This window comes from Bradyrhizobium sp. SPXBL-02 (assembly GCF_051853065.1).
GTDB lineage: Bacteria > Pseudomonadota > Alphaproteobacteria > Rhizobiales > Xanthobacteraceae > Bradyrhizobium.
In genome coordinates this window covers 7,334,729-7,360,441 of the sequence record NZ_CP182474.1, presented here as the reverse complement: position 1 = coordinate 7,360,441, position 25,713 = coordinate 7,334,729, and the positions used below count along the sequence as shown (strand labels likewise).

The window sequence follows — 25,713 nt, the reverse complement described above, 5'->3', positions numbered from 1 at the left end:
CGCCCCGTCCATAGCCGTCGGCGCGAAAATCGCGCGAAAGGCTTAAGATTTCCGAGTGCGAGCGATGTTGCGTCGCTGCTCCTCATCGCGCCGGCCGGCCTCGAGTTGCGCCGCCGCGCGGCGGCGCTAATATCGCGGCATGCGCGCGACGAAGATCGCGCCGATGTGCGGAGGGAGCTGATGTCCATCTCGGGCAAGGTCGATCCGGTGGTGCGTCCGGTGGCGGCGGCCGACATCGCCGAGGCGCTGGTCGAGGGCCTGCGCGATTTCCAGGCGCTGCCGCTCTACGGTCTCTGCTTCGGCGCGCTCTACGCCGCCGGCGGCATCGTCATCATGCTCTGTCTCACCGCCTTCGGCATGGTCTATCTGGTCTATCCCCTCGCTGCCGGTTTTGCGCTGATCGGTCCGTTCGTTGCGATCGGCCTTTACGAAGTCAGCCGGCGCCGCGAGCGCGGCGAGCCGGTCTCGTTCTCTGCGATCTGGTTCGCAATCCGCGCGCGCAGCGAGATCGGCTGGATGGCCTTCGTGACGTTGTTCATGTTCGTGATCTGGATGTACCAGGTGCGGCTCCTGATCGCGCTGCTGCTCGGCCTCAACGCTTCGTTCTCGAGCTTGCAGGAGTTCATGACGGTGGTGCTGACGACCAGCGAGGGCCTGCTGTTCCTGGCCATCGGCAATGCCGTCGGGGCCGTGCTGTCGCTGATCCTGTTCTCGCTGACCGTGGTGTCGTTCCCGCTGTTGCTCGATCGCGAGGTCGATTTCGTCACGGCGATGGTGACGAGCGTGCGCGCGGTGGTGACGAGCCCGCTGCCGATGATCGGTTGGGCCGCCGTGATCGTGATGCTTCTGATCGTCTCGGCGCTGCCGTATTTTCTCGGCTTGATCGTCACGCTTCCGGTGCTTGGGCATGCGACGTGGCATCTGTACCGGCGGCTGGTGGCGCCGGTGCCTTAGTGTCGGCGCTCTTCCTTCTCCCCTTGTGGGAGAAGGTGGCGCGAAGCGCCGGATGAGGGGTCTCTCTCCCCGGACTCATTGAGAGAAGTGCGCGCGGAGAGAAACCCCTCACCCGTCTCGCCGCTACGCGGCGAGCCACCCTCTCCCACAAGGGGAGAGGGGAAGATGCTTGTCCTTCTTCAATCACGGCGTCTTGATGCCCATCGCCTTCAGCGCTTCCAGCAACCTCACCGGCGGGGACATCTCGATCTTCGGCGCCTTGCCCGTTTCCAGCAGGCTCTTCAATCCGGAGAGGATCGCGGGCCAGCCGGTGCGACCGCCGGAGAGGATGTCGTCGCTGAGCTCGCGGTCGTGACGTTCGCTCATGGTGAGGCGGACGGCTTCGCCGGCCTGCTCGATCTCGTAGGTGACAATGGTGGTGCCGAGCTTTTCCACGAGGCCCGGCCAATTGACGTTCCAGCTCACCGTGAGCCTCCTCGGCGGATCGTATTCGAACACTTCGCCGCGGATGTGCTCGGAGCCGTCGGGCGCGTGCACAATGAAACTGCCGCCGAGCTTCGGCTCCATCTCCACCGCAAAGCCGGAGAAATATTTTCGGCTGAACTCGGCGGACGTCAGCGCCTCCCACACCTTCTCCGGCGTCGAGGCGATGTAGATGGTGTAGACGGTCAGCGGCTTGAATTGATCGAGGTTCATTTTGCGTCGAATCCCTTGTTGAGCGCCGTGCGCGGGATGGCGAGGACCTGGCCTCTCTCCAGCAGGCTCTTGAGCCCGGACAGGATCGCCGGCCAGCCGTTGGAGACGGCGCCGAGATATTTGCCGCCCTCGACGAAGCCGTCATGCAGCACGGTCAAACGCACGAGCGGGCCGAACGGTTCGAGCGTGAAGACGACGCGCGAGGCCGGCTCGTTGCGCAGCTCCTCGAACTTGTGGTGCTTGAAGCTGTAGGACAGGCGCCGCGGCGGATCGGATTCCAGGATCTCGCCGGAATCGGTGACCTCGCCATCGAGCAGAAGCGCGAAGGGCGAACCTAGCTTCCAGTCCGAGCGAACCTCGGCGCCGAACCAATATTGCCTGGTGAACTCGCTCGACGTCAGCGCTTGCCACAGCTTCTCGGGCGTGGTCTCGATGTAGGTCACGTAGACGAACTCCGGCTTACTCATCGCGTTTCTCCAACTGGCGTTTCAATTCGCTGAGCGCGGCGAGCTTGCTGCGCTCGAACTTCTTGATCCAGCGTTCGCCGATCTGATGGATCGGCACCGGGTTGAGATAATGCAGCTTCTCGCGGCCCTGCCTGATGGTCGTGACCAGGTTGGCCTCTTCGAGAATGACAAGGTGTTTTGTGACGGCCTGCCGCGTCATGGCGAGGCCCTCGCAAAGCTCGTTCAATGTCTGGCCGTTCCTGGTGTGAAGCCTGTCGAGCAGCGACCGTCGTGACGCATCGGCGAGCGCTTTGAAGACTTCATCCATGGTCGAGATAATAGGCAACCAAATGGTTGCATGTCAAGTGAAGGCGAAGAGAGAGGGAACGTCTTCCGTTCCAACGCTAGCCATGCATTAATGCGGCGAAACCGCCGTCAGCGAGTCCCCTCCATGATGTCCATGCAAGCCTATTTCGCCTTCGTCGCCGCCTGCATTGCGCTGGCGCTGCTGCCGGGGCCGATCGTCACCCTCGTCATCGCCAATGGCTTGCGCCACGGCACGCGTGCGGCGCTCATCAACGTGACCGGCGCGCAGGCCGGGCTTGCCATCGTCATCGGCATCGTCGCGATCGGCCTGACCTCGCTGATGGCGACCATGGGCTATTGGTTCGATTGGGTGCGCTTTGCCGGCGCCGCATATCTCGTCTGGCTCGGCATCAAGCTGATCTGGGCGCCGGTCGAGGGCGTCGATATCGACGCGCCGCCTCCGCCGCCGCGCGGCGGCTTCTTCCTGCAGGGCTTCCTGGTGCTGCTGTCGAATCCGAAGGTGCTGGTGTTCTTCGGCGCTTTCATCCCGCAGTTCATGGACATGAGCCAGCCGCACTTCCCGCAGGTCGCGCTGCTGGGTGTCACCTTCATGGTGACGGCCGTGCTGACCGATGCGCTCTATGCGATTGCCGCCGGGCGCGCGCGAAAATTCTTCTCGGCGCGGCGCACGCGGATGATGTCGCGCATCTCCGGCGGCTTCATGATCGGCGGCGGCATCTGGCTGGCGCTGACGCGGGCGAAGTGACCGCTCACGCCATTCCCTGGTTGCGCAGCGTTGTCTCGATCTCTCTAAGGATCCGCGCCAGCCGCTCGGCCCATTGCTGCTGGCCGCTCGCCTCGGCGATCAGGTCCTGGCGGATCTCGATGCCGGTGTTGACGAGGCCGCGCGCCTCGCCGTGGACGGGAATGGTGTAGTCGGTGATGTCGCTCACCGCGTAAGGTTGGTTGTCGCCGACGACGAGCGCGCTCTCGTCCCGCAAATGCTGCAGCATCAGCCGCGGCAGCACGGTGTCGCGCCGATAGAGCGTGCCGATGTGCCAGGGCCGCGGCTCGCCGTAATAGACCGGCGTGAAGCTGTGCAGCGCCACCAGTACCGTCGGCTTGCCAGCGTTGACGCGCGCATCGATCGCCGCGCCAATCCGGCGGTGATAGGGATCGAAGATCTCGCGCCGGCGCATCTCCTTGGCCGCGGCCGATAGATCCTCATTGCCGGGGATGGCGGTTGCCTCGGAGATCACGGGGATCGAGCTTGCGACACCGGGCGGGCGGTTGCAGTCGATCACCAGGCGCGAATAGCGCTGCGCGATCAGATGCGCATCGAGCATCGCGGCGAGCCGCTCGGCGACGCCGGCGATGCCGATGTCCCAGCCGATGTGCCTGACGAGATCGCCCTCCGCGACCCCGAGATCGCCGAGCGCGCGCGGCAGCACCCGTCCGTAATGGTCCGCGGTGAGCAGGAACGGCGATGTCCCTGCCGTATTCACCTCATGCACCGGCGGAATGTCGCCCTCTCCGAGCAATTGATCCGCTACGTCGGCAATATCCAAAGCCATCCTGATTTGCCTATGGAATGACAAAGTGTGTAAACGGAGTAGCGGTATCGCACCGACGCCGCAACGTTGGAACAGCATGAGCTCGGATCGACTCTTCGTTTACGGCACCCTGATGCGCGGCTTCGACCACCCGATGGCGCGGCTGCTCGCGGGCCATGCCGAATTCCTCGGCGAGGCCACCTGCCGTGGCCGGCTCGTTCTGGTGAAGCACTATCCGGGATTGCTGCTCTCCGAGGCGCCGGCGGACATCGTTCATGGCGAGCTCTTTCACCTGCGCGTGCCGGACGAGCTTTTGCGCGAGCTCGACATGTACGAGGCCTGCGGCGAGGGCTTTCCCGAGCCGACGGAATATCTGCGGCAGATGATCGAGGTGACGTTGCCCGGCGGCACCACCGAGAAGGCCTGGACCTACGTCTACAATTGGCCGGTTACCGATCTGCCGCGCATCGAATCCGGGCGATTCCTGGAGCACTGACAGCGAATGCGGTTTCACCTCTCCCCGCTTGCGGGGAGAGGGAGCAGACCTTTTATGCCGACAGCACTTCCTTGACCACGCGCACGTCGACCTCGCGCTCGACATAGCTCCACTCCTCGGTCCGCCGCAGCATCGCCACCAGCTCCTCGAACAGCGAGGCGTGCGCGGGCGCGAATTCGAACCAGGTCAGGAAGTCGAAGGGGCCGCCGAGGTCGCGGCAATGATAGAGCTGGCGTGCGATCGCGGGCAGAAAGCGAAGACTGCTGGCGATGTGGTGCGACTTGTCCTCAAAAATCCTGCGGCGCTCTTCCTGGGTCAGGTCCCACCAGGCCTGCGACTTGCGGATCGGGATCAGCGCCGCGCTGGTTGCTTCCAGCCGGCCGAGGCCGGCCTGCACGGCGACGAGCTGCTGCTTCTCGGCCCGCTCGGTGTAGCGCAGGCTGCTCGCAACGCCGACCAGCCGCCAGGCATTGCGCGAGGGTACCAGCGGCAACGAGACGGCGTCGCTGTCGGTCACCGACAGCGCCGGCACAAAGGGCAGGGGCTCGCCCGTCACTGGCGAAATCGAGGTCACCCGCCAGCCCCCGCTGTGGCCGCCTCGAAAGGTCCTGAACATGGCGGTATGGAAGCGTGGAACTGGGCGCGGTTCAAGTGGCTCGTCATTCCGGGGCGCGCCCCTTGGCGCGAGCCCGGAATCCATTTCTCCGAGCGTCCCGGCGGCGCCATGGATTCTCAGGTGCGCAATTGCGCACCATAGCTCGATGCTTTCGCATCGCCCCGGAATGACGGGAGATGACGGAGGCCCTGTGCATAGGTCGAATAACCCGGATAAGCCCGACAAACCTGGCCTTTGGCCGCGCCGCACCTATATCCCTGATCCTTCGCCCGACTCACCCCGGTTCGCGCTACACAGAGCCCATGCGCTTCACGCCCCAGTTCCTCGACGAGCTTCGTGCCCGGCTTTCGGTCTCCGAGGTCGTGGGCAAGCGCGTCAAGCTGAAGAAGGCGGGGCGGGAGTGGAAGGGGCTGTCGCCGTTCCAGCAGGAGAAGACGCCGTCCTTCTACGTCAACGACCAGAAGGGTTTTTACCACGACTTCTCCTCGGGCAAGCACGGCGACATCATCAGCTTCGTGATGGAGACCGACGGCCTGCCGTTCGCTGAAGCCGTGGAGCGTCTCGCCAACATGGCGGGCCTGCCGCTGCCGGCGGTGACGCCCAACGCGGCGCGCGAAGAGCAGCGGCGGCGCTCGCTGCATGACGTGATGGATCTCGCGGCGAAATTCTTCGCCGAGACGCTGGCCTCGCGCGTGGGCGCGAAGGCGCGCGGCTATCTCGCCGATCGCGCCATCTCCCCAGTGACGCAATTGCAGTTCCGCCTCGGCTATGCGCCGGGCGAGAAATTCGCGCTGAAGGAGCATCTCGGCAAGCTCGGCGTCTCCGTCGACGACATGGTCGAGACCGGGCTGCTGGTGGCCGGCAACGACATCCCCGTGCCTTACGACCGCTTCCGCGATCGCGTGATGTTTCCGATCACGGATCTGCGCGGCCGCGTCATCGCCTTCGGCGGGCGCGCGCTGGAGAAGGACGTTCCGGCAAAGTACCTGAATTCGCCGGAGACGCCGCTCTTCCACAAGGGCGACAATCTCTACAACCACCAGACCGCGCGCAAAGCCACCCATGACGGCAGCCCGCTGATCGTGGTCGAAGGCTATGTCGACGTCATCGCCATGGTCACCGCGGGCTTTGCCGGCAGTGTCGCGCCGCTCGGCACCGCGCTGACCGAGAGCCAGCTCGCGCTGCTCTGGAAAATGGCGGACGAGCCGATCCTCTGCTTCGACGGCGACCGCGCCGGACAGAAGGCGGCGTATCGGGCTGCGGACCTTGCCTTGCCATTCCTCGCACCCGGCAAGAGTCTTCGCTTTGCGCTGCTGCCGGAAGGGCAGGACCCTGACGACCTCGTGCGCTCCGGCGGGCGCGGTGCGATCGAGGAGGTGATCGGCGCCGCCCGTCCGCTCGCCGACATGATCTGGTCGCGCGAGCTCGAGGGCGGCAATTTCGCCACGCCCGAGCGGCGCGCCGCGCTCGAGGCCCGCATCAAGGATCTCACCAACGGCATCCGCGACGAGGTGGTGCGGCGCTATTATCGCGATGACTTCGTCGAGCGGCTGCAGCGCACCTTCGCGCCCGAAGGCGGGCGCGGCTTTGGCGGCCGGGGCAATTTCCGCCCCGGTGGCGGCCGGCCGTTCCAGCCGCGGAGCGGGCCGAATCGATTCGGCGGACAAGGGTTCGGCGGCGGCCGTCGCGGCGCCCCGGGTCCGACCCTGCTGCCCTCCGGCCCCTACCAGGCGGCGAGTCCCCAGTTGGCGGCAAGCCCAATCATGCGGGGCCAGCGCAGCGCCATCTCCCGTCGCGAAGCCCTGATTCTGCAAAGCCTGATCAACCACCCCTGGCTGCTGCATGAGCATTTGGAGGAGGTCGCCGCCCTGGAGCTGGCCCATCCCGAGGCCCACAAGCTCCGGGCCGGCATCATCGCCGCCTTCGCCAACGACCATCACCACTCGCCGGACCCCGGCGAGCTGGCCGAAAAGATGCGCGGCGACCTCGAAAAGGGCGGATTTACTCAAACTCTTCAAAGGGTTGAGAATGTCATCACGACCCAGGCGGTGTGGGCCGCCCGCGAGGGCGCGGCCCGGGATGACGTTCTTGCCACCTGGCACCAGCTGGTTGCCTTGCATCGGCAATACCATTCACTACTTAGAGAGCTGAAAGACGCCGAGCTGGCCTTGGGGGAGGATCCCAGCGAGGCCAATTTGGCGTGGCTGCGAGACGTCAAGGCTCGGATAGGGGAAGTCGAGGGTACCGAGGCCCTGATCGAGGGTTTTGGCGAGCTGTCGGGCCGGCTCCAGAAGAGCATGTGATGAAAGAATCATGCGGACGGCCGCGGCCGGAACCGCTAAAAGACTCGCCAAATCCATGATTTGGCGGCAAAAACAGGGTTAATCGAGGCTTAACGGTCTTGTAGCACTTTGGCCCGGAGGCGGCCGCAGGCATAACAGACGCGTCAGGAATGAATCCGCGCAATCGCTGTTGGCACTACACCTGCATCCGCCGCGACAAAGAGGCTGACGAAGCGTTAGGCAATTCCGGCGAGAGAAAGTTGGGGGTGGCGAGAGGTTTGTGCGCCGCCCTTTCCGTGTCGAGAGCTGCCGAAGCGAGAGCGTCGAGCAACAGGTTCATGTGAATTCACGCGAAGGCGCGGCGGGCGTCTCGCATGAAGCGCGTTTAGGAGCAATGGATGGCCACCAAGGCAAAGACGCTGCAGGCGAAGGACAAGGAAAAAGACGACAAGGCAGCGGATGCGCCGGAGAAGGATTCCCAGGACGCGCCCTCGCCCTTGCTCGACCTGTCCGACGCGGCCGTGAAGAAGATGATCAAGCAGGCCAAGAAGCGCGGCTTCGTGACCTTCGATCAGCTCAACGAAGTCTTGCCGTCCGACCAGACCTCGCCCGAACAGATCGAGGACATCATGTCGATGCTCTCGGACATGGGCATCAACGTCACCGAAGCCGACGATAGCGAAGGCGAGGAGGAGAAGGACGAGGGCGAGGACGAGACCGATAACGAGCTCGTCGAGGTCACCCAGAAGGCCGTCACCGAGGTCAAGAAGAGCGAGCCCGGCGAGCGCACCGACGATCCCGTGCGCATGTATCTGCGCGAGATGGGCACGGTCGAGCTGCTCTCCCGCGAGGGCGAAATCGCGATCGCCAAGCGCATCGAGGCCGGCCGCGAGGCGATGATCGCGGGCCTCTGCGAAAGCCCGCTGACCTTCCAGGCCATCATCATCTGGCGCGACGAGCTCAACGAGGGCAAGATCTTCCTCCGCGACATCATCGATCTCGAAGCGACCTATGCCGGCCCGGACGCCAAGGGCGGGATGAACAACGCGATGATCGCAGGTCCCAACGGTGAGGGCGGCGAAGCCTCTGCCGAGGGCGGTGAAGCCACCGCATCTGCCGCCGCGCCCGCGCATGTCGCGCCGCCCGCCGCGCCGCCGTCGCCGACCCCGTTCCGCGCCGCGCCTGCCGGCGGCGGTGCTGATGCCGGCGAGGAGAAGGATCCCGGCGAGGCTGCGGCCGAAGCCGACATGGACGACGACGAGTTCGAGAACCAGATGTCGCTCGCGGCGATCGAGGCCGAGCTCAAGCCGAAAGTGGTGGAGATCTTCGATCGCATCGCCGACAGCTACAAGAAGCTGCGCAAGCTTCAGGAGCAGGACATTCAGAACCAGCTCCAGAACGAGTCGCTCTCGCCGCACCAGGAGCGCAAGTACAAGAAGCTGAAGGACGAGATCATCGTCGAGGTGAAGTCGCTGCGCCTCAACCAGGCCCGCATCGACAGCCTCGTCGAGCAGCTCTACGACATCAACAAGCGCCTCGTCTCGCATGAGGGCCGCCTGATGCGCCTTGCCGACAGCCACGGCGTCGCGCGCGAGGACTTCCTGCGCAACTACACCGGCTCGGAGCTCGATCCGCGCTGGCTCAACCGCGTCTCGAAGTTGTCGGCGAAGGGCTGGAAGAATTTCGTCCATCACGAGAAGGACCGCATCAAGGACCTCCGCCACGAGGTGCATCAGCTCGCCGCGCTGACCGGCCTCGAGATCGTCGAGTTCCGCAAGATCGTGCACTCCGTGCAGAAGGGCGAGCGCGAGGCCCGCCAGGCCAAGAAGGAGATGGTGGAAGCCAACCTCCGTCTCGTGATCTCGATCGCCAAGAAGTACACCAACCGCGGCCTGCAGTTCCTCGACCTGATCCAGGAAGGCAACATCGGCCTGATGAAGGCGGTCGACAAGTTCGAGTATCGCCGCGGCTACAAGTTCTCGACCTACGCCACGTGGTGGATCCGGCAGGCGATCACCCGCTCGATCGCCGACCAGGCCCGCACCATCCGCATTCCCGTGCACATGATCGAGACGATCAACAAGATCGTGCGCACGTCTCGCCAGATGCTCAACGAGATCGGCCGCGAGCCGACCCCGGAAGAGCTCGCCGAAAAGCTCGGCATGCCGCTGGAGAAGGTGCGCAAGGTCCTCAAGATCGCCAAGGAGCCGCTGTCGCTGGAGACGCCGGTCGGTGACGAAGAGGATTCGCATCTCGGCGATTTCATCGAGGACAAGAACGCGATCCTGCCCATCGACGCCGCGATCCAGTCCAATTTGCGCGAGACCACCACGCGCGTCCTGGCCTCGCTCACCCCGCGCGAAGAGCGCGTGCTGCGCATGCGCTTCGGCATCGGCATGAACACGGATCACACGCTGGAAGAGGTGGGGCAGCAGTTCAGCGTGACGCGCGAGCGTATCCGCCAGATCGAGGCGAAGGCGCTGCGGAAGCTGAAGCATCCGTCGAGGAGCCGGAAGCTGCGAAGCTTCTTGGATAACTGATCCGATCTCAATCAGAACGAAAACGGCGGGCCAACAGCCCGCCGTTTTTCTTTGACCCGGCTCTCGCCCCGTCATTGCGATGAGCGCTTGCGACGAAGCAATCCAGGCTGCGGTTTGTGCTCACCAGGCGATTGCCCGACCCATGTCCGCTTCTAGTCCAACAGCAACAAAAGAGCGGACGGTGCCCGACTTTCGAGATAGGCCAAAAGAGACCCTACTCCGGTGGCACACCAAATTTGATTTTACACCTCAAGTGACCGGCGATGGTCATGACAGAAATTTTGCTTTTGATCTTGAACCGTTCTGCATACACGTGCAAATTCTATGTGCGCGATTGAGCGGCCGCCAGCGCACAAGTAGCCGTCATACCAATGCAGCTCGCTGATGCCGACGCTATATGCGATCGGCATATGGAGGCTTGTTGCGGGGATTCTCTGATACGCAAGGAGAAGAACATGACGGCCAAGACCCTAATAAGCTTGTTGCTTCAATACAAAGCCGCCTCGAATGCGGAGTTGCTTCTCGCCTTGAACACCGTCGATGCTGAACCGCACACAACGGAATATCGGGCAGCACTGCGTGTTCTGAATCACGCCCACATGGTCGACCGAATATTTGCCGCCAATCTTCAAGGCGAACGTCACTCATACGCGGCGAATTGGAGCGCTGACACGCCCGTTCTTGCTCAACTCGCCCCAAGCATTCGACTAACGGACCAGTGGTACATTGATTACATTTCGCGAGCGAGTTCTTCTGACCTCGAAGAACTGGTCGATTTCACCTTTACAGATGGGACGCAGGGGCGGATGTCCCGAGAGGAGATGCTTGCTCATGTGGTTACCCACTCCGGGTATCATCGAGGTGAGGTAGGTCGTCTCCTTCCGAAAATTGAAAGTACGGCGATGCGTGATGTGTTCGCTGGATATCTGCATAGGTCCGATCCCTCGCGTACCCAGCGTTGATTGCATCAGCCGATGCTAGATGGCAGTTCTGGGTCAAAATCGGCGATCCAGATTGCTGCGATCAGCGTCCGCTCCACGCCCGACAGCCGACACCTCAACGGGCATTCTGCTTGGCCGCGACGGGCCACAAGCAGGCTTGTTACTCGCCCCTATAGACAGACACCTCAATGCCCATCCCTGCCTCGCCCGCAGCCGCGACAACATCGGCGGGGATGGTTAGATATTTGGCCATGAGCGAGTCGGGAAAGACCATAGCCACGTCCACGCTCGGTCGCCCGATCTCGCCTTTCGCCAACAGACCCGGAATGACGGCGCCAATCGAACGGATAAGATCGAGTAAAGCAGCCCATTGATCTTCATCATCTCCGTTATCGATTTGGGCATACGCAAGACGAGATGACGGTTCATAACGATCGACTTGTAGCTTCAATGATGTGTCCAGATCGGAACGCGAGAGAGCTACGTTTGGTATGCGAATTACCACGGTCAGCGGCTGGGATAGCTTCATACATAACCTCCCGTTTTTCTCAAGGCGTCCGCCGAGGTTCATAAGCGGTGCTCAGCGGGCATCGCCATGTAAGTCAGCCACCGACCGAGTGCGGACCTTCAAGACCGCCGAACTGCGCTCCCTATGATCGAAGGGGCAAACTTTTCAAATCCCAGGTAGGGCCGATCGGCTCGCGCGCTACTGGGCGTTCCACCAGCGTCGTACATTGGAGAACAGCCGTCCGAAAATGAACAGCCCAGCAGCAATGACGAGCACGGCTGTCACGAGAGCCGATACAAAGGTGATTGGGTCGCTCTCAAAGCTGACGGGTCTTGACCAGCCCATCCAACCAGGGCCGTAACCGCGCGAGTACAGTTCTCCTGTCGTGAATACGCGACATATCTGGGCTAGCCCAAGCCACGTCGCGAAGGCGAAGAAGGGCACGCCGACGGCGAGTGTGGCTATTGCCTTACCGGTTTGCAGCAATGCCCGCATTCGAACTAGTCGGTTCCCCCACACTACGATGATCGCTCAAGCGGCGGCCTTCCACAATCATAGTTGCAGCAAGGAAACCGACAAACACCCTTTGAAGGTTCACGAAAAGCCGCGACATCGATAAAGAACCGTTAAGGAAGCGATACCTCGACTGGCCGCTCGCCGCGAAAGTTTCGCTGCTATTCGAGGTCTGCATGGGTCAAAATGTGAGAACTCAAGTTTTAAAAATCAGGTCTGCTCTGCCGCCCATCCCCACAGACGCATCTCTGGATTGCTTCGCTGCGCTCGCAACGACGGGGACAGGGCCGAAGCCTACCTCTTCTTCGCCCCACCCTTTGAATCCGCTCGATCTCCAGCGCCGGCCTCGCGCTCTTTTCCGCGACTCGCGATCCTGCTCCCCAATGAAGTTGAGCGCGGCCTCGTCGCCGTCGAGGCCGCCGCGTAATTCGGCGGGCCTAGGGCGGCCGCCCTTCCTTGTGCCTTCGTATCGGCAGCTTTCAGCCAAAGACGTTTATCTAGCTTTCCCTCGGACTATAATTCCGACGAGAAAGGCGCATTGATGCCTACCCACCTCACCGTCTACTACAACACCCGCTGCCCCGTCTGCGACGCCGGCATCGACTGGTAGCGCAACAAGCTGCTGGCGTTGGTGCGCGGTTGAGTTCAGGGACATCAACGAGCAGCCTGATGCGCTGGCGCACTTTGGCGCCTCGCTCGACGACATCAGGCGCCGCCTGCATGCGACCGATGAGGCCGGCCGGCTCGTCGTCGGCGCGGATGTCGCGATTGCGCTTTCGCGGCTGACGCCGGGGGAGGGGTGGCTTGCGGCGCTATCAGGCAATCGCGTTGCCGGTCACGCGGTTTGTCTATGACCGGTTTGCCGATCTGCTGTTTGCCTGGAACAGATGGAGCGGGCGCTGGTGAGCGCCTGCCTTAGCCCGCCTACTTCTTCTTCGCCCCCACCCGCTCGATCCGCTTGATCTCCAGCACCGGCTTGCCGCTCTTTTCCGCGATCTCGCGGTCCTGCTCCATAATGAAGGCGCGGGCGGGTTCGTCGCCGTCGAGGCCGCCGAGCAGCTCGGCTGGCACGCGGCGGTTGGAGCGTTGGGAATCGTCGGCGTAGACGACGTTGAAGAAGGCGAATTCGCCTTTGGGGTTGGTTCCGGGTTTCTTGGCCATGGCGGCTTGTCCTCGATCAGGACGCCGCAGTCAAATGACTTTCGGGGTCGTCGCCACGCCCTTCAATAAACGGCGGGCCGAAGCCCGCCGTTTATCTCTTCAGCGTCGCCCGGGGCTGGCAGGGCGACAACCTAAAATAGAAGGCTATAGAAGGCGCGCCGCGATGGCAAGGCAAATCGTGGTGGCGTCGATGTCGCAGCCGGCGTATCAGATATGCACCCCTGTGCGACGTGTGATGCAGCTCCGCATCGAAACGATTGTTTGGAGTTCCAAATCAATTTGTTCATGTCGCCCGCTCTCGCAATGCAGCGAGCGCGCGACGTTCCTCCCGAGAGTGCGTTTGTCTGCACGTCTTCCCCCTCGCGTGCAAACCGTGGCATCCCACGTTCAGACGCAGGGTCGGATCGTTCGTCTTTCAATGCGCGCGCGGGCGCTGCGTCACCTCCTGCACGGCAAGGCGCGACCCGTGTCCGCCGCCTTTGGCGCCAGGCTCTCTTCGTCCCTGCGCCGTGATCGCGCTGCCCATCGCGGCCGAGCCGAAGGTGATGAGGAAGGAAGCGAGCAACAACACGAGCGTAATACCGGGCGTGCGGTCCGCGAAGATCAACTCGCGCAGATGCCCGGGGTTGAGCCAGAGCAGGCCGCCGACCAAGAGCACGGCGGCGCAGGCGCCGATCGCAAGATTGATGGCGAGCAGGCGAAACAGCGGGATGCGCAGGAGTGGCATGTGTATTAGAAGCCGGAACATCGTGGCGAACATCGCGAGTTCGAGAGGTTCAGCGCTCTCCGTACACGCTGACCGAGCATGTGCCTTGTTATTCGTGTCGATTTGTGGCGAAATTGCCATTTTTAAGGATAGCATATGGCGGACGCGCCTACATCAGACGTCGATGCGACGCGACCTGAGCGACCGCTCACACGAGCCCTGCGTACTGCCGTAGCGGACCTGAAGGGAATAGCCGGTCTGCTGTTGGCCTTGGCGGGCATGATCGGTGCCTATGTTGGACTTAGAGATGCGATCCATCTTCCACCGCCTTGGCCCATTATAGGCTGCATCGTACCTGTCCCCATCTTCTTTCTCTTTTATGTGCTGCCAGCCTGGCGGGAGGCGGTGGCCAACCGGCAGCTACACGATCTGGGCGTGAGGGGCCGGTTGAGGGAGCCTGGCTACTTCCGGTTGACGCCTTACGAAGCTCACGAAACGGACAAATACGTCAGACCGGATAAGGCCGATATCCGGGTCGACTGTTGTCGGGTTATGTGCATCGTGCGATGTCGGCCACAGACGTGCGCGCCCACTCCGCGAACATATTGCGCCCCCTCGTCACGAACGTGGGAACGAAGCGTTCGCTGCCTCTCGTCTCAATTGCGAGGGAAGCCAAAATCTCGACTGCGGTTGCGCGTGGCTGTTTGCTGCGGCTGGCGGATAGCGGTCTCGTCAGGGACATCGATCGAACGAGCGACCGCTGGGAAATCGCGCATGACTTTGTGGCGCGGCTGGTCCAGCCGATCGTCCAACACTGGACGAGGTCCTTTTGGGAGGTAGCAAGGGTGTGGGTCGCCCCGGCTGCGCTCACCCTTTGGATCATTGCGGTTTTGACCGGAGCCGTTTTCTATCCCAACTGGCAAGACGAACAGATCCGCAAGGAGCTCGATGCTGCCGGAATTGTTCCTGCGCCGTCCGATAAGAGCGGAGAAGTTGCGTTCCAATATAACGGCCAGGAAGCAGACGAAGATCAGCTGAAGCGGGCCACTCTGTTGCTGTCCAAGCTGCGGACACCCGTCGTGAAGCTCGATCTCAACAGCGCGAGTCAGCTGAAGAGTCTGAAGGGGGTCTCTTTTCCACCCACGCTTACGTCGCTAAGCCTGGGCGGGATGAGGAGCTTGGAAGGATTTCCCACCCTTCCCAATCTAAAGTTACTCGCGGTGAGTGGCTTCGCCTTGAAGAGCCTGTCGGGGCTGCCGGACCTTCCCGTTCTTGAGAGTCTGAATGTCCGATTTGGATCTTTGGAGGACCTGGTGAGCCTGCCTCCACTTCCCACCCTGCGACACCTTGCAATTTCGACCTATTCGGACAAGGCGACGCTGGTGGGAATGCCGCTGCTTCCCAGCCTGGAGAGCTTCGAGATCGACATCGACCTGCTGTCGAGCCTCAAGGGCATGCCGACGTTCCCGACCCTGCGTACGCTCTCGATCAAGGGCAACTCGCTTTCCACGCTATCGGACCTCCCGAAGCTGCCGGCGCTCGTTCGTCTTGAATATCGCCCCACTCGCACCGTCAACTTGGCTCGGTTGCCGATGTTTCCGGCCCTCAAGACCTTTGTCCTCGGCGAGCGGATTGACGACGTTGACGTCCCTGTTTGCCGTTAATCCGTCGATGGTAAATCGATGGAGAGTAACTGATCCGGGATTCGGCAGCATTGGAACGTTGGCTGATTTGCCGCCGCTTCCCAATTTGAAGGTTCTCACCGTGTCCGAAGACTTGGTCGAGAGCATCCCGGATCGCCTGAGGCCCGAGAAGATAGCGCTCTATGGCCAAGTGAAATCCCTGTATTCGCTTGCACGTTTCAAATCGACTTTGCGGGATTTGGAAGTGTATTCCGACGGGCCCGCAGACTGGAATTCCATCGCGGCACTCTCCAATTTGGAGAGGCTGAAAGTGTACTACAACAATAATTTCCGCGCGTTCAACGTCGTGCTCTCGATGCCCAACCTCAAGTCGCTGGTATTTGATGGTAGCGGCGAACTCGACCTCGAGCCTCTGGGCGGCTCAACAAAAGAAATGGAAATTGTCCTCGGGGAAGAGAACAGGAAGTCGATCAAACTTCCGTCGGCCCACCATCTCAAGGTCACGTGGCAGCGAGCGCGAAGATTCAGTCCGGCAGAAGACGACTGAGCTGGGCGCATGCAGTGGCGTGATCGGACTGACCCTGGCGGAGCTTCGCTCGGATTCCCGATCGCACGCGAGGGCCTCGCGCCGCCGGCGCAGCGCGCGCCGCCTGCTGCCGTTCCATCATGGTCTGCCACAGCGTCGCAATGCTCTCCTGCGTCTGCGGCGCGTCAGGCAGTGGCCCTCATTGTCGAAGCCGCAGAACCGCACGGAGGCGTCCTTGCCTCATGCTTTGACGGTCGCGGCGTTCCCGGGCATGATCCTTAGCACTGCTTCGCACTGGGATTCTCTAGGGGTTTGCTCCACATGCCGAGACTGCTTCTCGCCGCTGCGTTCGTCGTGTCTCTGGCCGGCGGATCGGCGCAGGCCGCCCGCTGCGGCGGCGACTTCAACGGCTTCATCGCCAGCATGGCGCAGGAGGCGCAGGCTGGCGGCGTCTCGGGAAGCGTGACCAATGCGGCGCTCAGCGGCGTGGCGCCCGACCCTGCGGTTCTCGCCTTCGACCGGCGCCAGCGTTACACCTTCAACAAGACCTTCGAGCAGTACGTCTCCACCCGCGTCGGCCCCGGCCGCATCAATGGCGGGCGCGCGCTGCTGCAGCGTCATGCCGCGCTGCTCTCGCGCATCGAGCAGCAGTTCGGCGTGCCCCGCTACATCCTCGTCGCGATCTGGGGCCTCGAGAGCGATTTCGGCAAGGGCGACACCGGCAAGCTGCCGGTGATCCGTACGCTGGCGACGCTCGCGCATGATTGCCGCCGCACCGATCTGTTCCAGGGCGAGCTGCTCGCCGCGCTCAAGATCGTGCAGCGCGGCGACCTGCCGCTGCGCGACCTCATCGGCGCCTATGCCGGCGAGATCGGCCAGACCCAGTTCCTGCCGTCGTCCTACATCAAGTACGGCGTCGATTTCGACGGCGACGGCCATGTCGACCTCCGCCACAGCATCCCCGACGTGCTCGCCTCGACCGCGAACCTCCTGAAAACGAGCGGCTTCAAGATGGGCCAGCCCTATGGCGAGGGCACGCCGAACTTCGAGGCGATGCGCGAGTGGAACCGCGCGGTGGTCTATCGCAAGACGATCGGCTATTTCGCCGACCGGCTGATGGGGCAGTGAGGGCGACACCCCGCCAGCCACACTCGTCATTGCGAGCGCAGCGAAGCAATCCAGAGTCTTTCCGCGGAGGCAGTCTGGATTGCTTCGTCGCTACGCTCCTCGCAATGACGGTGGAGAGACATTGCCTCCCCCAACTCACGTCCCCTTCGCCATCTTTTCCAGCTTCCGCTGCAACGGCGCCCAATACGTCCCAGGGCGGAAGCGCTGCAGCAGGTCCATGAAGCGGGCGTCGTTGCCGATCAGGATGCGCGGCTCGTTCCGCTCGATGCCCCGGATGATGCGCAGTGCGGCGTCCTTCGGCGAGGTCTTCGCCGCGTTCTCGAACCGCTCGATCGATTGCGCGCGGCGGGCATTGTCGGTGACGCCGACGCCGGTGCGGGCGTTGCGCGCGATCGCGGTGGCGACGCCGCCGGGATGCACGACCGACAGCTTCACGGGGCTGCCAGCGACGCTGAGCTCGTGCCGCAGGCTCTCCGAGAAGCCGCGAACCGCGAACTTCGCCGCGGCATAAGCCGATTGGCCCGGCGGGGCGATGATGCCGAAGATCGAGGAGAGATTGACGATGTGCGCCTCGCCCATCGTCTTCAGATGCGGCAGGAAAGCGCGCGTGCCGTGCACCACGCCCCAGAAATTGATGTCGAACAACCAATCCATCTGGGACTGGTCGATCTCCTCGAACGAGCCCATCAGCGCAACGCCGGCATTGTTGACGACGATGCCGAGGGCGGGATGCGCGGCGATGGCCTCGCTTGCGAATTGCGCGATGTCATCAGGCTCGCCGACGTCGACGCGATGCAGGCTGACCTTGCGCGTTGTTCCGATCTCTGCTCCGAGCGCCTTCAATCCGCCCTCGTCGCGATCGGCCAGCGCGAGGTCGCAGCCGCGTTGCGCGAGCTCGATCGCCAGTGCCCGGCCGATGCCGCTCGCGGCTCCCGTGATGGCGGCAGCGCCCCGAATCGTCGTCATGAATTTCCCCCGTCAAGCCCCTGATGATGGAACTATGCTTTACATTTTTTCAGAATGGAACCGAACCGTAGCGGGTCTCGGTTTTTAACATTCGTTATGGAGGCAATGCATTGGGAGCCGCCGATGGGACAAGCGACGCCATTTCGCGCGACAGCGCTGATCGTTGAAGACGACGCCATGCAGCGGGAGATGCTTTGCGTCCTGCTGGAGGAGAGCGGCTACCAGGTGATCCAGTGCGAGAGCGCCGAAGCCGCCGAGCGCGTCCTCGACAACAACGCCGGCGCGCTCTGCCTGATGCTGACCGACGTCCAGCTGGCCGGCCGCATGAACGGCGTCGAGCTCGCGCATGTCGCCAAGGACCGCAATCCGAAGCTCGACGTCGTGGTCACCTCGGGCCGCCCCTTGAAGCAGCCCTTGCCCGACGGCGCCAAGTTCTGGGCCAAGCCCTGGGCGCCGCTCGACGTGCTGCGCGAGGCCGAGATCGCTCAGCTGTCCTGACGCGCTCGCTTTCTCGCAGCGCGCTGCGGTGATAAGGTCGGACCATGACCTGGTCCTTCCTGCTCACCTCGCTCATCGTCGTCGCTTCGCCCGGCACCGGCGTGCTCTACACGCTGGCCGCGGCGCTGACCCGCGGTTCGCGCGCCAGCGTGGCGGCCGCCTTCGGCTGCACGCTCGGCATCGTGCCGCACATGGCGGCGGCGATGCTCGGCCTTGCCGCCGTGCTCCACACCAGCGCGCTCGCGTTCGCCGCACTGAAATGGTGCGGCGTCGCCTATCTGCTCTACATGTCCTGGCAGGCGCTGCGCGAGACCGGGGCGCTGGCGGTTGGCGGCGAGATCACGGAGCGCTCGAGCAGCCGGGTCATCGTCACCGGCTTCCTGATCAACATCCTCAATCCAAAGCTGTCGATCTTCTTCCTCGCCTTCCTGCCGCAATTCATCGCGGCGGACGAGGCCCATGTGCTGGCGCGCATGCTGGAATTGAGCGGCGCCTTCATGGCGATGACCTTCGCGGTGTTCGTCCTCTACGGCTTCTGCGCTGCCGCGGTGCGCGAGCGCGTCATCTCCCGCCCGGCCGTCATGGCCTGGCTGCGCCGCAGCTTTGCCGCCGGCTTCGCCGCACTCGGCGCCAAGCTGGCGTTGTCGGAGCGGTAGCACTTCCTTCACCTCTCCCCGCTTGCGGGGAGAGGTCGGATTGCATCGAAGATGCAATCCGGGTGAGGGGTACAGATATCTCGACGGCCGCGCGTGTGGATAGAAGCCCCTCACCCCACCCTCTCCCCGTAAGAACGGGGGAGAGGGAGCGAGAGAGTGGAGCGGGTCCAATCCAATAAAAAAGCGGGCCTTGCGCCCGCCAATTTCGATCGACCCGACGCCCGGGCGGAGCTGAGTCCACCCGGGCAAAGAAACAGAAGCCTCGTTACTTCTTCTTCGCCTTCTTGGCCTTTTTCGCCTTCTTCTTCGCCGCCTTCTTCGCTTTCTTAGCCATAGTATCCTCTCAAGGGTTAATGGTGGAACGCGACACGAGGGATGCTCGGCGGAGGGCCAGCCTCGCAACATCCTCGACGACAAACTCAGCAGATTCGGAGGCGGCTGCCCCGCGTCGTCACATCCGTGTCATCCTGTTATCCACAGCTCAGATGCATTTTCGGGTGATTTTTGGTCGCGAATCCGCCTCACGCGCCAGCACGGCCATCGGCGGCGACAGCCTTAACGATCCGACAATGGCGCGCGTCGTTCATGAATCCAAAACCAAGGGCGCGTTTTCAGAGGTCGCAGTGAGACTCCATTAAGCGCAACCGTCGCATTGTCTTCCGCAAGAAAACGGGGATGGGTCATGGACGGACGGCTGCCGGGAACGGGGGGCGGGACGCGGCGCGTGCTGTACGCGCCATGCTGAACGTACCGACATTGTGGACGGTCTTCGTCGTCAACTTCCTGGCGCTCGGCGTGATCTGGGCCTACGTGACGCGTTCCTATCCGAATTTCGCGGCTGCGCGGTTCTGGATGGCATCGGCCTTCGTCGGTGCGGCCGGCGCGATGACGGCCTTGATCCGTCTGTTCGTCGCCTCTCCCCTGCCGCTGCTGCTCGGCGCTGGCGGCGTCATCGCTGCGAGCTGCCTAGCCGCCATGGGCATTCAGCGCTTCTACGATCGGCCGGTGTCGTGGCGCCTGATGACCGCGACGGGGTGCTTGAGCCTCGTCGGCGTCGTGGTCTTCATGGTCGGCTTCGAGCACATGCAGCTGCGCATGCTGAGCTACACGTTCGGACAGGCCCTGCCGCTGGTGCTGGCGCTGCGTCTGTTGTTGTCGCCGGAAGGCCGCGTCAGTCCGGGCGCCAAGCTGTCCGGCATCGTCATCCTCAGCATCCTCGCGATTCTGCTCGTGCGCACCGTGGGCAATCTGCTCGGCTACGATCTCTCGGCGCGCGCCGGAGGCCAGGCCCATGCCATCATGGTGCTCGGGCTGCTGTTCCTGTCGATGACCCTCAATTTCGGCTTCCTGCTGATGGCGATGGACAGCTTGCGGGGCGAGGTCGCCGACCTCGCGCTGCTCGACGATCTCACCGGCGTCGCCAACCGGCGGCATCTGCTGCAGCGTCTGTCCGAGGAATGCGCACGGTCGGAGCGCAGCGGCGAGCCGTTCTCGCTGCTGGTGATCGATCTCGACGGCTTCAAGACCATCAACGACACCCATGGCCATGCCGCCGGCGATGCCTGCCTCAAGCACTTCACCCTGATGGCGCAGACCCGCCTGCGGCCCGGCGACATGCTCGCCCGCACCGGCGGCGACGAGTTCTGCGTCGTGCTGCCGTCCTCGTCCCTGCGCGAGGCTGCCGCGATCGCCCGCCGCGTGCTCGAGGTCTGCCGTCAGGACGCCGCCAGCTGCAGCGGCCGCGACATTCCGATCGCGATCTCGATCGGGGTTGCGGAGTGGGATCGCGGCATCGGCGCATTCCCCGACCGGCTGATGGCCAATGCCGACCACGCCCTCTATGCCGCCAAGAAGAACGGCAAGAACGATTTTGCGGTCTATGACCCCGCCCCGCCGCTGTCGCCCGAGTCTGTCGGGACGGTGCGGACATTCGCGTAAAGCCTGTTAGGCTCGGCGTCGCATGGGGCCTGCATGATGATGTTTCGCCTGCTCGCGGCCGTCCTCGCCGCTCTCGTTCCGATCGTCCCCGCCGCTGCTGCGGATGCCGAGCTCGCCAGGCTCGCGCGCGCCTCCGGCACGCCCGACATCCCCGGTCTGAAGATCGTCTGGCTGGCGCCGTGGGGCGAGGTCGGCAATGCAAGACCCTGGCGCAACATCATCGTGCACCAGACCGAGGGACCTGCGGGCTCCGCCCGCGGCGGCGCGCAGGCGCAGGCGAGGAACCCGACGCGGCGCGGCGTCACGGTCTGGGTCGAGACCGACGGCACGGTCTATTGGGCGGTCGCCGAGAACCTCGTGCCGACCCACGGCGACGGTGCCAACCGCAATGACAACAAGTACATCGACAACCGGCCGACCTACCGCCAGGTCGTGCGCGACAATTCGATCGGTGTCGAGTTCGCCGGCAATTATCCCGACGTGACGGCGGGGCCGACCGAAGCGCAGGTCGCGGCGTGGAAGATCCTCGTTCAGGTGCTCCGCGCGCGCTACGACATCCCGCCTGATCGCGTCTATGCGCACAACTGGATTGACTACAAGGACGCCCGCTATTGCGAAGGCTGCATCCTCGCGACGATGGCACGGGAATGGGGCGAGTAGGCGGTGTGCTCGCACACACCGCTATCGGGTGCAGCTCCCATCACAGCAACAAAAAAGCCGGCGTTGCCGCCGGCTTTCTGTCTCTTTCGATCCGCCAATCTCTGGCGCTGAACCGCCGCGCTTAATGCGCGGCTTCCAGCGCGGCCTGTTCGGCCTTTGCGATCGTGCCCTTGACCGCGGACTGCACCTTCTCGAAGGCGCGAACCTCGATCTGGCGGACGCGCTCGCGCGACACGCCGAACTCGGCAGCAAGGTCTTCCAGCGTCATCGGCTCATCGGCGAGGCGGCGGGCCTCGAAGATGCGGCGTTCGCGCGGGTTGAGCACGCCCATGGCGCCGTTCAGCGCGTCACGGCGGTGATCATATTCCTCGTGCTCCGCCATCATGGCTTCCTGGTTGGGCGTGTTGTCGACCAGCCAGTCCTGCCATTCGCCGGCTTCGCCGTCGTCGCGGATCGGTGCGTTGAGCGACGCATCGCCGCCGAGGCGGCGGTTCATGTCGATCACGTCCTGATCGGTGACGCCGAGGCGCTTGGCGATCACCTTGACCTGGTCGGGGCGGAGATCGCCTTCGTCCAGTGCGTTGATCTTGCTCTTCGCCTTGCGCAGGTTGAAGAACAGTTTCTTCTGGTTCGCGGTGGTGCCCATCTTCACGAGCGACCACGAACGCAGGATGTACTCTTGAATCGACGCCTTGATCCACCACATGGCGTAGGTGGCGAGACGGAATCCCTTCTCGGGTTCGAAACGCTTCACCGCCTGCATCAGGCCGACATTGCCTTCCGAGACGACCTCGGAGATCGGCAGGCCGTAGCCGCGATAGCCCATGGCGATCTTGGCCACGAGGCGGAGATGGCTGGTGACGAGTTGGTGCGCCGCGTCGCGATCGTCATGCTCGCGCCAACGCTTGGCGAGCATGTACTCCTCCTGCGGTTCCAGCATCGGGAACTTGCGGATCTCGGCGAGGTAGCGGGAAAGGCCGGATTCTCCATTGAGGACCGGCAAAGCAGCGGTACGGGCCATAGTGCGCCCTCCAAAAGGTTCAGGCCCCCGATAGCGGCGGGCCAGGCAGACGACCGCTGTGTTAAAGCCGGCCGTAGCTGCGATGTTCCGCGTTGGTGATTTCAACGCAGGCGCAATATACCCCATCGGGGGTCAAAAAGGGAAGGATTGCTGACGTCACGTCCCCGTGTGGCAGCTATAACTTTTTGTAATGTAAAGGCTTTCTGAAGCGGCCTGCGTCATAGCGCCGCTTTGAGGGTGCGTTCGAGGAGAAGCAAATCCTCCGGCAAAGGCGCCTCCCAGTGCAGTAATTCTCCCGTCCTTGGGTGCTCCAATACCAGCAGGTAAGCGTGTAAGGCCTGCCGCCCCAGCGCCGCCAAAGCTGCCAGCGACTCGGGGCCGAGCTGGTTGGCCTTGGTCTTGAAATGCGGGCCATAGACGGCATCGCCCATCAGCGGGTGGCCGATATGGGCGAGATGGACGCGGATCTGGTGGGTGCGGCCGGTCTCGAGCTCGCAGGCGAGCAGGGCGGCGACGCCCTTGCCGTCGCGCCCATGAAAGCTCTCCAGGATTTCCCAATGCGTCACCGCCTCGCGGCCGCCCTGGCGCACCGCCATCTTCTCCCGCGCATGCGGATGGCGGTCGATCGGCGCATCGACGGTGCCGCGATGCCGGTTCGGCACTCCCCAAGCAAACGCCATGTAGCCGCGCCGCATCGCGCCGGTTCGGCCGTGGTCGGCGAACTGGGCCGACAGCGAGGCATGGGCGAGGTCGTTCTTGGCGACGACCATCAGCCCCGTCGTGTCCTTGTCCAGCCGGTGCACGATGCCGGGCCGGCGCACCCCGCCGATGCCCGACAGCGAGGCGCCGCAATGGGCGATCAGCGCGTTCACCAAGGTGCCGGTCTCGTGGCCGGCCGCGGGGTGGACCACCAGGCCTTTGGGCTTGTTGATGACGATGATGTCGTCGTCCTCGAACACGATATCGAGGGCGATATCCTCCCCCTTGGGCTCGGCGGGCGCGGCCTCCGGCACGTCGATTATGATCGTATCGCCGGATGCGACGTGATAAGCGGGGTCGCGGACCGCGGAGGCCTTCAGGCGCACTGCGCCCGCCAGGATCAGGGCTTTCAGCCTCGATCGCGACAGCTCCGGCAGGCGCGCCGCCAGCACGCGGTCGAGCCGGGGCGAGCCCTCGGAGCCGGCGACGACAACCTCCAACCTTTGCGCTGACCCAGAGCTTTCCATGACGACGTCTGATACCGCTGTTCCCGAACCGACCCCCGAGCAGGCCGTGCTGTTCGCGCGGGTGCGGCGGATGATGCTGATCGCGGGGTTGACCACGGCGCTTGCGATCTGCGCCGTGCTGATCGCGGTGGGCTACCGCCTTTTCAAGTCCGAGGGAAGGGCGGCCGAGCCGGCGGGCGATGTCACCGCAACCCTGCCCAAGGGCGCCAAAATCGTCTCGACCGGGGTCGCCGGCGACCGCCTCGTGGTCACGCTGGATCTCGGCGGAATCATCGAGATCCGCACCTTCGACGCCCGCACATTGAAGCCGGCCGGACGGCTGAAATTCGCCAATGAGCCGTAAAAGGCCCGCCGGGGTCCTTGCGGCGGACAAATTTCGAGGCTATTGGCTAGCCCTCACGCTCCCTTCGTCTAGCGGTTAGGACGCGGCCCTCTCAAGGCTGAAACAGGGGTTCGATTCCCCTAGGGAGCGCCATATTCACGATATCCCAGCGCAAAACTCAAAATGAGCCATATCGCGACGTTGCTTCTGCGCCGCGCGATGGTTGCATGAGCGCATGAATCCGGCTCCCCTTACCGCCTGTTCGGACGGGGGATCGCGAGAGGAGCCTTGGCCATACCCTGGCCGCAAGTTCAGTGATGCGCCGAAACGCTCCTGACGGTCTCGGTCAGCATATCACCGGACGCGGAATGGCTGACGTCACCCAGGCTGATGATGCCGACCATCCGCTTGCTCTTGTTGATCACCGGCAGCCTGCGGACCTGCAGCTTCTCCATGTGATGCATCGCCTTGGCGAGGTCATCGTCCTCGCGGCAGCAATGGATGCCTTCGGTCATCACGTCACGTGCCTCCGCGCGGCCGGCATCGAAGCTGTGGCTCGCGAGTCCTTTGCAGACGATGTCGCGGTCGGTCACCATTCCGACCAGCTTGTCATCCTCGCCGATCGGAATGCAGCCGATGTCATGCGCCCGCATCAGTTTGGCTATCTCGGTGATTGGCGTATCGGGGCTGACCCAGTCGACACCCTTGTGCATCACGTCTTTGACTTTCATGGCGAGCCTCCGTTCGTGGGTTTTAAGTGCGTTGATGCAATCAATGCAGCGGCACCCCCAATTTTCCGAACTCCGACCAGGCAAGCGCAGACACTCTCGCCGCCACCTGCTGATCAGTATGACGGCGACCTCGCGGCCAGAGTTCCCGCCCAGGATCGCAACGGCAATGGGCGGTCTCCAAAAAATCCTCAGTCATGCGCGCTGAAGCGCCCATGCGGTGCGTTGGCCATCAGGCGCGCAAACTGCGCGTGACCCATATGGAGCAGGGTCTCATGGTCGCCGGCTTCCATATAGATGTCCGGCTGTGCCTCGATGCTGTCGTCGACGATCGTTTCCAATCCGTAGCATTTGCCGACGGCGGGAACCGCACCGTGTGCACAGTCGCTGAACAGCCGATTGACCTCGGTTTCATTGGCCATGTGGACATTGTCGCCGAGGCTTGTCCTCAGGTCCGCCAGGCGAAGATGATGCGAAGCGGGCAAGATCGCCAGCATGTATCCGCCGTCGCGCCGCAACACGATGCCCTTGGCGAGGCGGTCGCCCGGGATATGGCATGCCTCGGCCGTTCGAGCGGACGTCATGCTGAGTTCGTGCGGGATCACCTCGTACTGGATGTTCTCAGCGGCGAGGTATTTCTGGAGCGTGGGAGCAATGGCCATGGCATCACCTCCGATGCGGAA

General features: G+C 63.4%; 27 protein-coding genes, 1 tRNA gene and 1 pseudogene. 16 read left to right on the top strand and 13 right to left on the bottom strand.

Annotation, left to right across the window (positions count from 1 at the left end; genetic code table 11):
* Positions 1-180: 180 nt before the first annotated feature.
* On the top strand, positions 181-954 hold the full coding sequence (locus tag ACNJYD_RS34120; RefSeq protein ID WP_172789004.1) for a DUF2189 domain-containing protein: 774 nt from the start codon (positions 181-183) through the stop codon (positions 952-954).
* A gap of 183 nt (positions 955-1,137) precedes the next feature.
* Here the strand turns inward: ACNJYD_RS34120 and ACNJYD_RS34115 are convergent, their stop codons facing one another.
* The 3 genes from ACNJYD_RS34115 to ACNJYD_RS34105 are packed head-to-tail and all read right to left on the bottom strand — an operon-like array spanning position 1,138 to position 2,424.
* Positions 1,138-1,650: an SRPBCC family protein gene (locus ACNJYD_RS34115; RefSeq protein WP_172789005.1), complete on the bottom strand. Its 513-nt coding sequence runs from the start codon at positions 1,648-1,650 to the stop codon at positions 1,138-1,140.
* On the bottom strand, positions 1,647-2,117 hold the full coding sequence (locus tag ACNJYD_RS34110) for an SRPBCC family protein (RefSeq protein ID WP_439364610.1): 471 nt from the start codon (positions 2,115-2,117) through the stop codon (positions 1,647-1,649). Before ACNJYD_RS34110 ends, ACNJYD_RS34115 begins: the two co-directional genes overlap by 4 nt.
* Positions 2,110-2,424 carry an ArsR/SmtB family transcription factor gene (locus ACNJYD_RS34105; protein WP_212259926.1) on the bottom strand — a complete coding sequence of 105 codons (315 nt, stop codon included), beginning with the start codon at positions 2,422-2,424 and terminating at the stop codon, positions 2,110-2,112. Before ACNJYD_RS34105 ends, ACNJYD_RS34110 begins: the two co-directional genes overlap by 8 nt.
* A 123-nt stretch (positions 2,425-2,547) precedes the next feature.
* Here ACNJYD_RS34105 and ACNJYD_RS34100 point away from each other — a divergent pair, with 123 nt between their 5' ends.
* Positions 2,548-3,168: a LysE family translocator gene (locus ACNJYD_RS34100; protein WP_439364609.1), complete on the top strand. Its 621-nt coding sequence runs from the start codon at positions 2,548-2,550 to the stop codon at positions 3,166-3,168.
* 4 nt (positions 3,169-3,172) lie between these two features.
* Here the strand turns inward: ACNJYD_RS34100 and ACNJYD_RS34095 are convergent, their stop codons facing one another.
* The gene (locus ACNJYD_RS34095) at positions 3,173-3,976 is read right to left on the bottom strand and encodes an N-formylglutamate amidohydrolase (RefSeq protein WP_439364608.1); all 804 of its coding nucleotides are present in this window, start codon (positions 3,974-3,976) and stop codon (positions 3,173-3,175) included.
* Positions 3,977-4,052: 76 nt separating this feature from the next.
* On the opposite strand from ACNJYD_RS34095, the gene ACNJYD_RS34090 reads away from it, so the two are divergent.
* Complete coding sequence (locus ACNJYD_RS34090) at positions 4,053-4,451, top strand: gamma-glutamylcyclotransferase family protein (RefSeq protein WP_439364607.1); 399 nt, start codon at positions 4,053-4,055, stop codon at positions 4,449-4,451.
* Between the two features lie 52 nt (positions 4,452-4,503).
* Here the strand turns inward: ACNJYD_RS34090 and ACNJYD_RS34085 are convergent, their stop codons facing one another.
* Positions 4,504-5,067 (bottom strand): chlorite dismutase family protein, encoded by a 564-nt coding sequence (locus tag ACNJYD_RS34085; RefSeq protein WP_172789010.1) that lies wholly within the window; start codon positions 5,065-5,067, stop codon positions 4,504-4,506.
* 302 nt (positions 5,068-5,369) lie between these two features.
* Between ACNJYD_RS34085 and dnaG the strand changes: the two genes are divergently transcribed.
* The 3 genes from dnaG to ACNJYD_RS34070 all read left to right on the top strand — a co-directional run bounded on the left by dnaG (position 5,370) and on the right by ACNJYD_RS34070 (position 10,851).
* Entirely contained in the window at positions 5,370-7,370 is a 2,001-nt protein-coding gene (dnaG, locus tag ACNJYD_RS34080) for a DNA primase (RefSeq protein WP_439364606.1), read from the top strand.
* Between the two features lie 377 nt (positions 7,371-7,747).
* A complete protein-coding gene (gene rpoD / locus ACNJYD_RS34075) occupies positions 7,748-9,889 on the top strand; it encodes an RNA polymerase sigma factor RpoD (protein ID WP_439364605.1) in 2,142 nt (713 codons plus the stop codon).
* A gap of 455 nt (positions 9,890-10,344) precedes the next feature.
* Positions 10,345-10,851: a DinB family protein gene (locus tag ACNJYD_RS34070; RefSeq protein WP_439364604.1), complete on the top strand. Its 507-nt coding sequence runs from the start codon at positions 10,345-10,347 to the stop codon at positions 10,849-10,851.
* Between the two features lie 139 nt (positions 10,852-10,990).
* On the opposite strand, the gene ACNJYD_RS34065 is transcribed toward ACNJYD_RS34070, so the two are convergent.
* On the bottom strand, positions 10,991-11,359 hold the full coding sequence (locus ACNJYD_RS34065; RefSeq protein ID WP_439364603.1) for a hypothetical protein: 369 nt from the start codon (positions 11,357-11,359) through the stop codon (positions 10,991-10,993).
* A 1,033-nt stretch (positions 11,360-12,392) separates the two neighbouring features.
* Between ACNJYD_RS34065 and ACNJYD_RS34060 the strand changes: the two are divergent.
* A pseudogene (locus ACNJYD_RS34060) lies at positions 12,393-12,757 on the top strand (thiol-disulfide oxidoreductase DCC family protein).
* A gap of 18 nt (positions 12,758-12,775) precedes the next feature.
* On the opposite strand, the gene ACNJYD_RS34055 reads toward ACNJYD_RS34060, so the two are convergent.
* Complete coding sequence (locus ACNJYD_RS34055) at positions 12,776-13,012, bottom strand: hypothetical protein (RefSeq protein ID WP_212259907.1); 237 nt, start codon at positions 13,010-13,012, stop codon at positions 12,776-12,778.
* A 415-nt stretch (positions 13,013-13,427) separates the two neighbouring features.
* The gene (locus ACNJYD_RS34050; protein ID WP_439364602.1) at positions 13,428-13,772 is read right to left on the bottom strand and encodes a hypothetical protein; all 345 of its coding nucleotides are present in this window, start codon (positions 13,770-13,772) and stop codon (positions 13,428-13,430) included.
* A 512-nt stretch (positions 13,773-14,284) separates the two neighbouring features.
* Here ACNJYD_RS34050 and ACNJYD_RS34045 point away from each other — a divergent pair.
* The 3 genes from ACNJYD_RS34045 to ACNJYD_RS34035 all read left to right on the top strand — a co-directional run bounded on the left by ACNJYD_RS34045 (position 14,285) and on the right by ACNJYD_RS34035 (position 17,015).
* Positions 14,285-15,382 carry a hypothetical protein gene (locus ACNJYD_RS34045; protein WP_439364601.1) on the top strand — a complete coding sequence of 366 codons (1,098 nt, stop codon included), beginning with the start codon at positions 14,285-14,287 and terminating at the stop codon, positions 15,380-15,382.
* Complete coding sequence (locus tag ACNJYD_RS34040) at positions 15,351-15,908, top strand: hypothetical protein (RefSeq protein ID WP_439364600.1); 558 nt, start codon at positions 15,351-15,353, stop codon at positions 15,906-15,908. Before ACNJYD_RS34045 ends, ACNJYD_RS34040 begins: the two co-directional genes overlap by 32 nt.
* 300 nt (positions 15,909-16,208) lie before the next feature.
* Complete coding sequence (locus tag ACNJYD_RS34035) at positions 16,209-17,015, top strand: lytic murein transglycosylase (RefSeq protein WP_439364599.1); 807 nt, start codon at positions 16,209-16,211, stop codon at positions 17,013-17,015.
* Positions 17,016-17,150: 135 nt separating this feature from the next.
* On the opposite strand, the gene ACNJYD_RS34030 is transcribed toward ACNJYD_RS34035, so the two are convergent.
* Positions 17,151-17,981: an SDR family NAD(P)-dependent oxidoreductase gene (locus ACNJYD_RS34030; RefSeq protein WP_172789017.1), complete on the bottom strand. Its 831-nt coding sequence runs from the start codon at positions 17,979-17,981 to the stop codon at positions 17,151-17,153.
* A gap of 123 nt (positions 17,982-18,104) precedes the next feature.
* Here ACNJYD_RS34030 and ACNJYD_RS34025 point away from each other — a divergent pair, with 123 nt between their 5' ends.
* From ACNJYD_RS34025 to ACNJYD_RS34010, 4 genes are all read left to right on the top strand, one after another.
* The gene (locus ACNJYD_RS34025) at positions 18,105-18,479 is read left to right on the top strand and encodes a response regulator (protein WP_172789018.1); all 375 of its coding nucleotides are present in this window, start codon (positions 18,105-18,107) and stop codon (positions 18,477-18,479) included.
* A gap of 44 nt (positions 18,480-18,523) precedes the next feature.
* Positions 18,524-19,135, top strand: a complete 612-nt coding sequence (locus tag ACNJYD_RS34020) for a LysE family translocator (protein WP_212259901.1) — start codon at positions 18,524-18,526, stop codon at positions 19,133-19,135.
* A gap of 738 nt (positions 19,136-19,873) precedes the next feature.
* Positions 19,874-21,073 (top strand): GGDEF domain-containing protein, encoded by a 1,200-nt coding sequence (locus tag ACNJYD_RS34015; protein ID WP_439364598.1) that lies wholly within the window; start codon positions 19,874-19,876, stop codon positions 21,071-21,073.
* A gap of 33 nt (positions 21,074-21,106) precedes the next feature.
* The gene (locus ACNJYD_RS34010; protein ID WP_439364597.1) at positions 21,107-21,733 is read left to right on the top strand and encodes a peptidoglycan recognition protein family protein; all 627 of its coding nucleotides are present in this window, start codon (positions 21,107-21,109) and stop codon (positions 21,731-21,733) included.
* Between the two features lie 121 nt (positions 21,734-21,854).
* On the opposite strand, the gene rpoH is transcribed toward ACNJYD_RS34010, so the two are convergent.
* Entirely contained in the window at positions 21,855-22,754 is a 900-nt protein-coding gene (gene rpoH / locus ACNJYD_RS34005) for an RNA polymerase sigma factor RpoH (protein WP_172789022.1), read from the bottom strand.
* Positions 22,755-22,972: 218 nt separating this feature from the next.
* Positions 22,973-23,980, bottom strand: a complete 1,008-nt coding sequence (locus ACNJYD_RS34000) for an RluA family pseudouridine synthase (RefSeq protein WP_439364596.1) — start codon at positions 23,978-23,980, stop codon at positions 22,973-22,975.
* On the opposite strand from ACNJYD_RS34000, the gene ACNJYD_RS33995 reads away from it, so the two are divergent.
* Together ACNJYD_RS33995 and ACNJYD_RS33990 are read left to right on the top strand one after the other, a co-directional pair.
* On the top strand, positions 23,979-24,323 hold the full coding sequence (locus tag ACNJYD_RS33995; RefSeq protein ID WP_172789024.1) for a hypothetical protein: 345 nt from the start codon (positions 23,979-23,981) through the stop codon (positions 24,321-24,323). The genes ACNJYD_RS34000 and ACNJYD_RS33995 overlap by 2 nt on opposite strands.
* 57 nt (positions 24,324-24,380) lie before the next feature.
* Positions 24,381-24,455 (top strand) — tRNA-Glu (locus ACNJYD_RS33990).
* 158 nt (positions 24,456-24,613) lie between these two features.
* Here the strand turns inward: ACNJYD_RS33990 and ACNJYD_RS33985 are convergent.
* Complete coding sequence (locus tag ACNJYD_RS33985) at positions 24,614-25,033, bottom strand: CBS domain-containing protein (RefSeq protein ID WP_439364595.1); 420 nt, start codon at positions 25,031-25,033, stop codon at positions 24,614-24,616.
* Positions 25,034-25,221: 188 nt separating this feature from the next.
* Positions 25,222-25,692 (bottom strand): aminoacyl-tRNA deacylase, encoded by a 471-nt coding sequence (locus ACNJYD_RS33980; protein WP_172789025.1) that lies wholly within the window; start codon positions 25,690-25,692, stop codon positions 25,222-25,224.
* Positions 25,693-25,713 lie beyond the last annotated feature (21 nt).

Bases quoted from the DNA above. Each gene is read 5' to 3' on its own strand.
- ACNJYD_RS34070 (WP_439364604.1), top strand. From the start codon at position 10,345: ATGACGGCCAAGACCCTAATAAGCTTGTTGCTTCAATACAAAGCCGCC.
- ACNJYD_RS34020 (WP_212259901.1), top strand. From the start codon at position 18,524: ATGACCTGGTCCTTCCTGCTCACCTCGCTCATCGTCGTCGCTTCGCCC.
- ACNJYD_RS34035 (WP_439364599.1), top strand. From the start codon at position 16,209: ATGCCGAGACTGCTTCTCGCCGCTGCGTTCGTCGTGTCTCTGGCCGGC.
- ACNJYD_RS33980 (WP_172789025.1), bottom strand. From the start codon at position 25,692: ATGGCCATTGCTCCCACGCTCCAGAAATACCTCGCCGCTGAGAACATC.
- ACNJYD_RS34045 (WP_439364601.1), top strand. From the start codon at position 14,285: ATGTCGGCCACAGACGTGCGCGCCCACTCCGCGAACATATTGCGCCCC.
- ACNJYD_RS34110 (WP_439364610.1), bottom strand. From the start codon at position 2,117: ATGAGTAAGCCGGAGTTCGTCTACGTGACCTACATCGAGACCACGCCC.
- ACNJYD_RS34000 (WP_439364596.1), bottom strand. From the start codon at position 23,980: ATGGAAAGCTCTGGGTCAGCGCAAAGGTTGGAGGTTGTCGTCGCCGGC.
- ACNJYD_RS34090 (WP_439364607.1), top strand. From the start codon at position 4,053: ATGAGCTCGGATCGACTCTTCGTTTACGGCACCCTGATGCGCGGCTTC.
- ACNJYD_RS34030 (WP_172789017.1), bottom strand. From the start codon at position 17,981: ATGACGACGATTCGGGGCGCTGCCGCCATCACGGGAGCCGCGAGCGGC.
- ACNJYD_RS34115 (WP_172789005.1), bottom strand. From the start codon at position 1,650: ATGAACCTCGATCAATTCAAGCCGCTGACCGTCTACACCATCTACATC.
- ACNJYD_RS33985 (WP_439364595.1), bottom strand. From the start codon at position 25,033: ATGAAAGTCAAAGACGTGATGCACAAGGGTGTCGACTGGGTCAGCCCC.
- ACNJYD_RS34025 (WP_172789018.1), top strand. From the start codon at position 18,105: ATGGGACAAGCGACGCCATTTCGCGCGACAGCGCTGATCGTTGAAGAC.
- ACNJYD_RS34010 (WP_439364597.1), top strand. From the start codon at position 21,107: ATGATGATGTTTCGCCTGCTCGCGGCCGTCCTCGCCGCTCTCGTTCCG.
- dnaG (WP_439364606.1), top strand. From the start codon at position 5,370: ATGCGCTTCACGCCCCAGTTCCTCGACGAGCTTCGTGCCCGGCTTTCG.
- ACNJYD_RS34105 (WP_212259926.1), bottom strand. From the start codon at position 2,424: ATGGATGAAGTCTTCAAAGCGCTCGCCGATGCGTCACGACGGTCGCTG.
- ACNJYD_RS34050 (WP_439364602.1), bottom strand. From the start codon at position 13,772: ATGTTCGCCACGATGTTCCGGCTTCTAATACACATGCCACTCCTGCGC.
- rpoH (WP_172789022.1), bottom strand. From the start codon at position 22,754: ATGGCCCGTACCGCTGCTTTGCCGGTCCTCAATGGAGAATCCGGCCTT.
- ACNJYD_RS34055 (WP_212259907.1), bottom strand. From the start codon at position 13,012: ATGGCCAAGAAACCCGGAACCAACCCCAAAGGCGAATTCGCCTTCTTC.
- ACNJYD_RS34085 (WP_172789010.1), bottom strand. From the start codon at position 5,067: ATGTTCAGGACCTTTCGAGGCGGCCACAGCGGGGGCTGGCGGGTGACC.
- ACNJYD_RS34120 (WP_172789004.1), top strand. From the start codon at position 181: ATGTCCATCTCGGGCAAGGTCGATCCGGTGGTGCGTCCGGTGGCGGCG.
- ACNJYD_RS34100 (WP_439364609.1), top strand. From the start codon at position 2,548: ATGATGTCCATGCAAGCCTATTTCGCCTTCGTCGCCGCCTGCATTGCG.
- ACNJYD_RS34015 (WP_439364598.1), top strand. From the start codon at position 19,874: ATGCTGAACGTACCGACATTGTGGACGGTCTTCGTCGTCAACTTCCTG.
- ACNJYD_RS34095 (WP_439364608.1), bottom strand. From the start codon at position 3,976: ATGGCTTTGGATATTGCCGACGTAGCGGATCAATTGCTCGGAGAGGGC.
- ACNJYD_RS33995 (WP_172789024.1), top strand. From the start codon at position 23,979: ATGACGACGTCTGATACCGCTGTTCCCGAACCGACCCCCGAGCAGGCC.
- rpoD (WP_439364605.1), top strand. From the start codon at position 7,748: ATGGCCACCAAGGCAAAGACGCTGCAGGCGAAGGACAAGGAAAAAGAC.
- ACNJYD_RS34065 (WP_439364603.1), bottom strand. From the start codon at position 11,359: ATGAAGCTATCCCAGCCGCTGACCGTGGTAATTCGCATACCAAACGTA.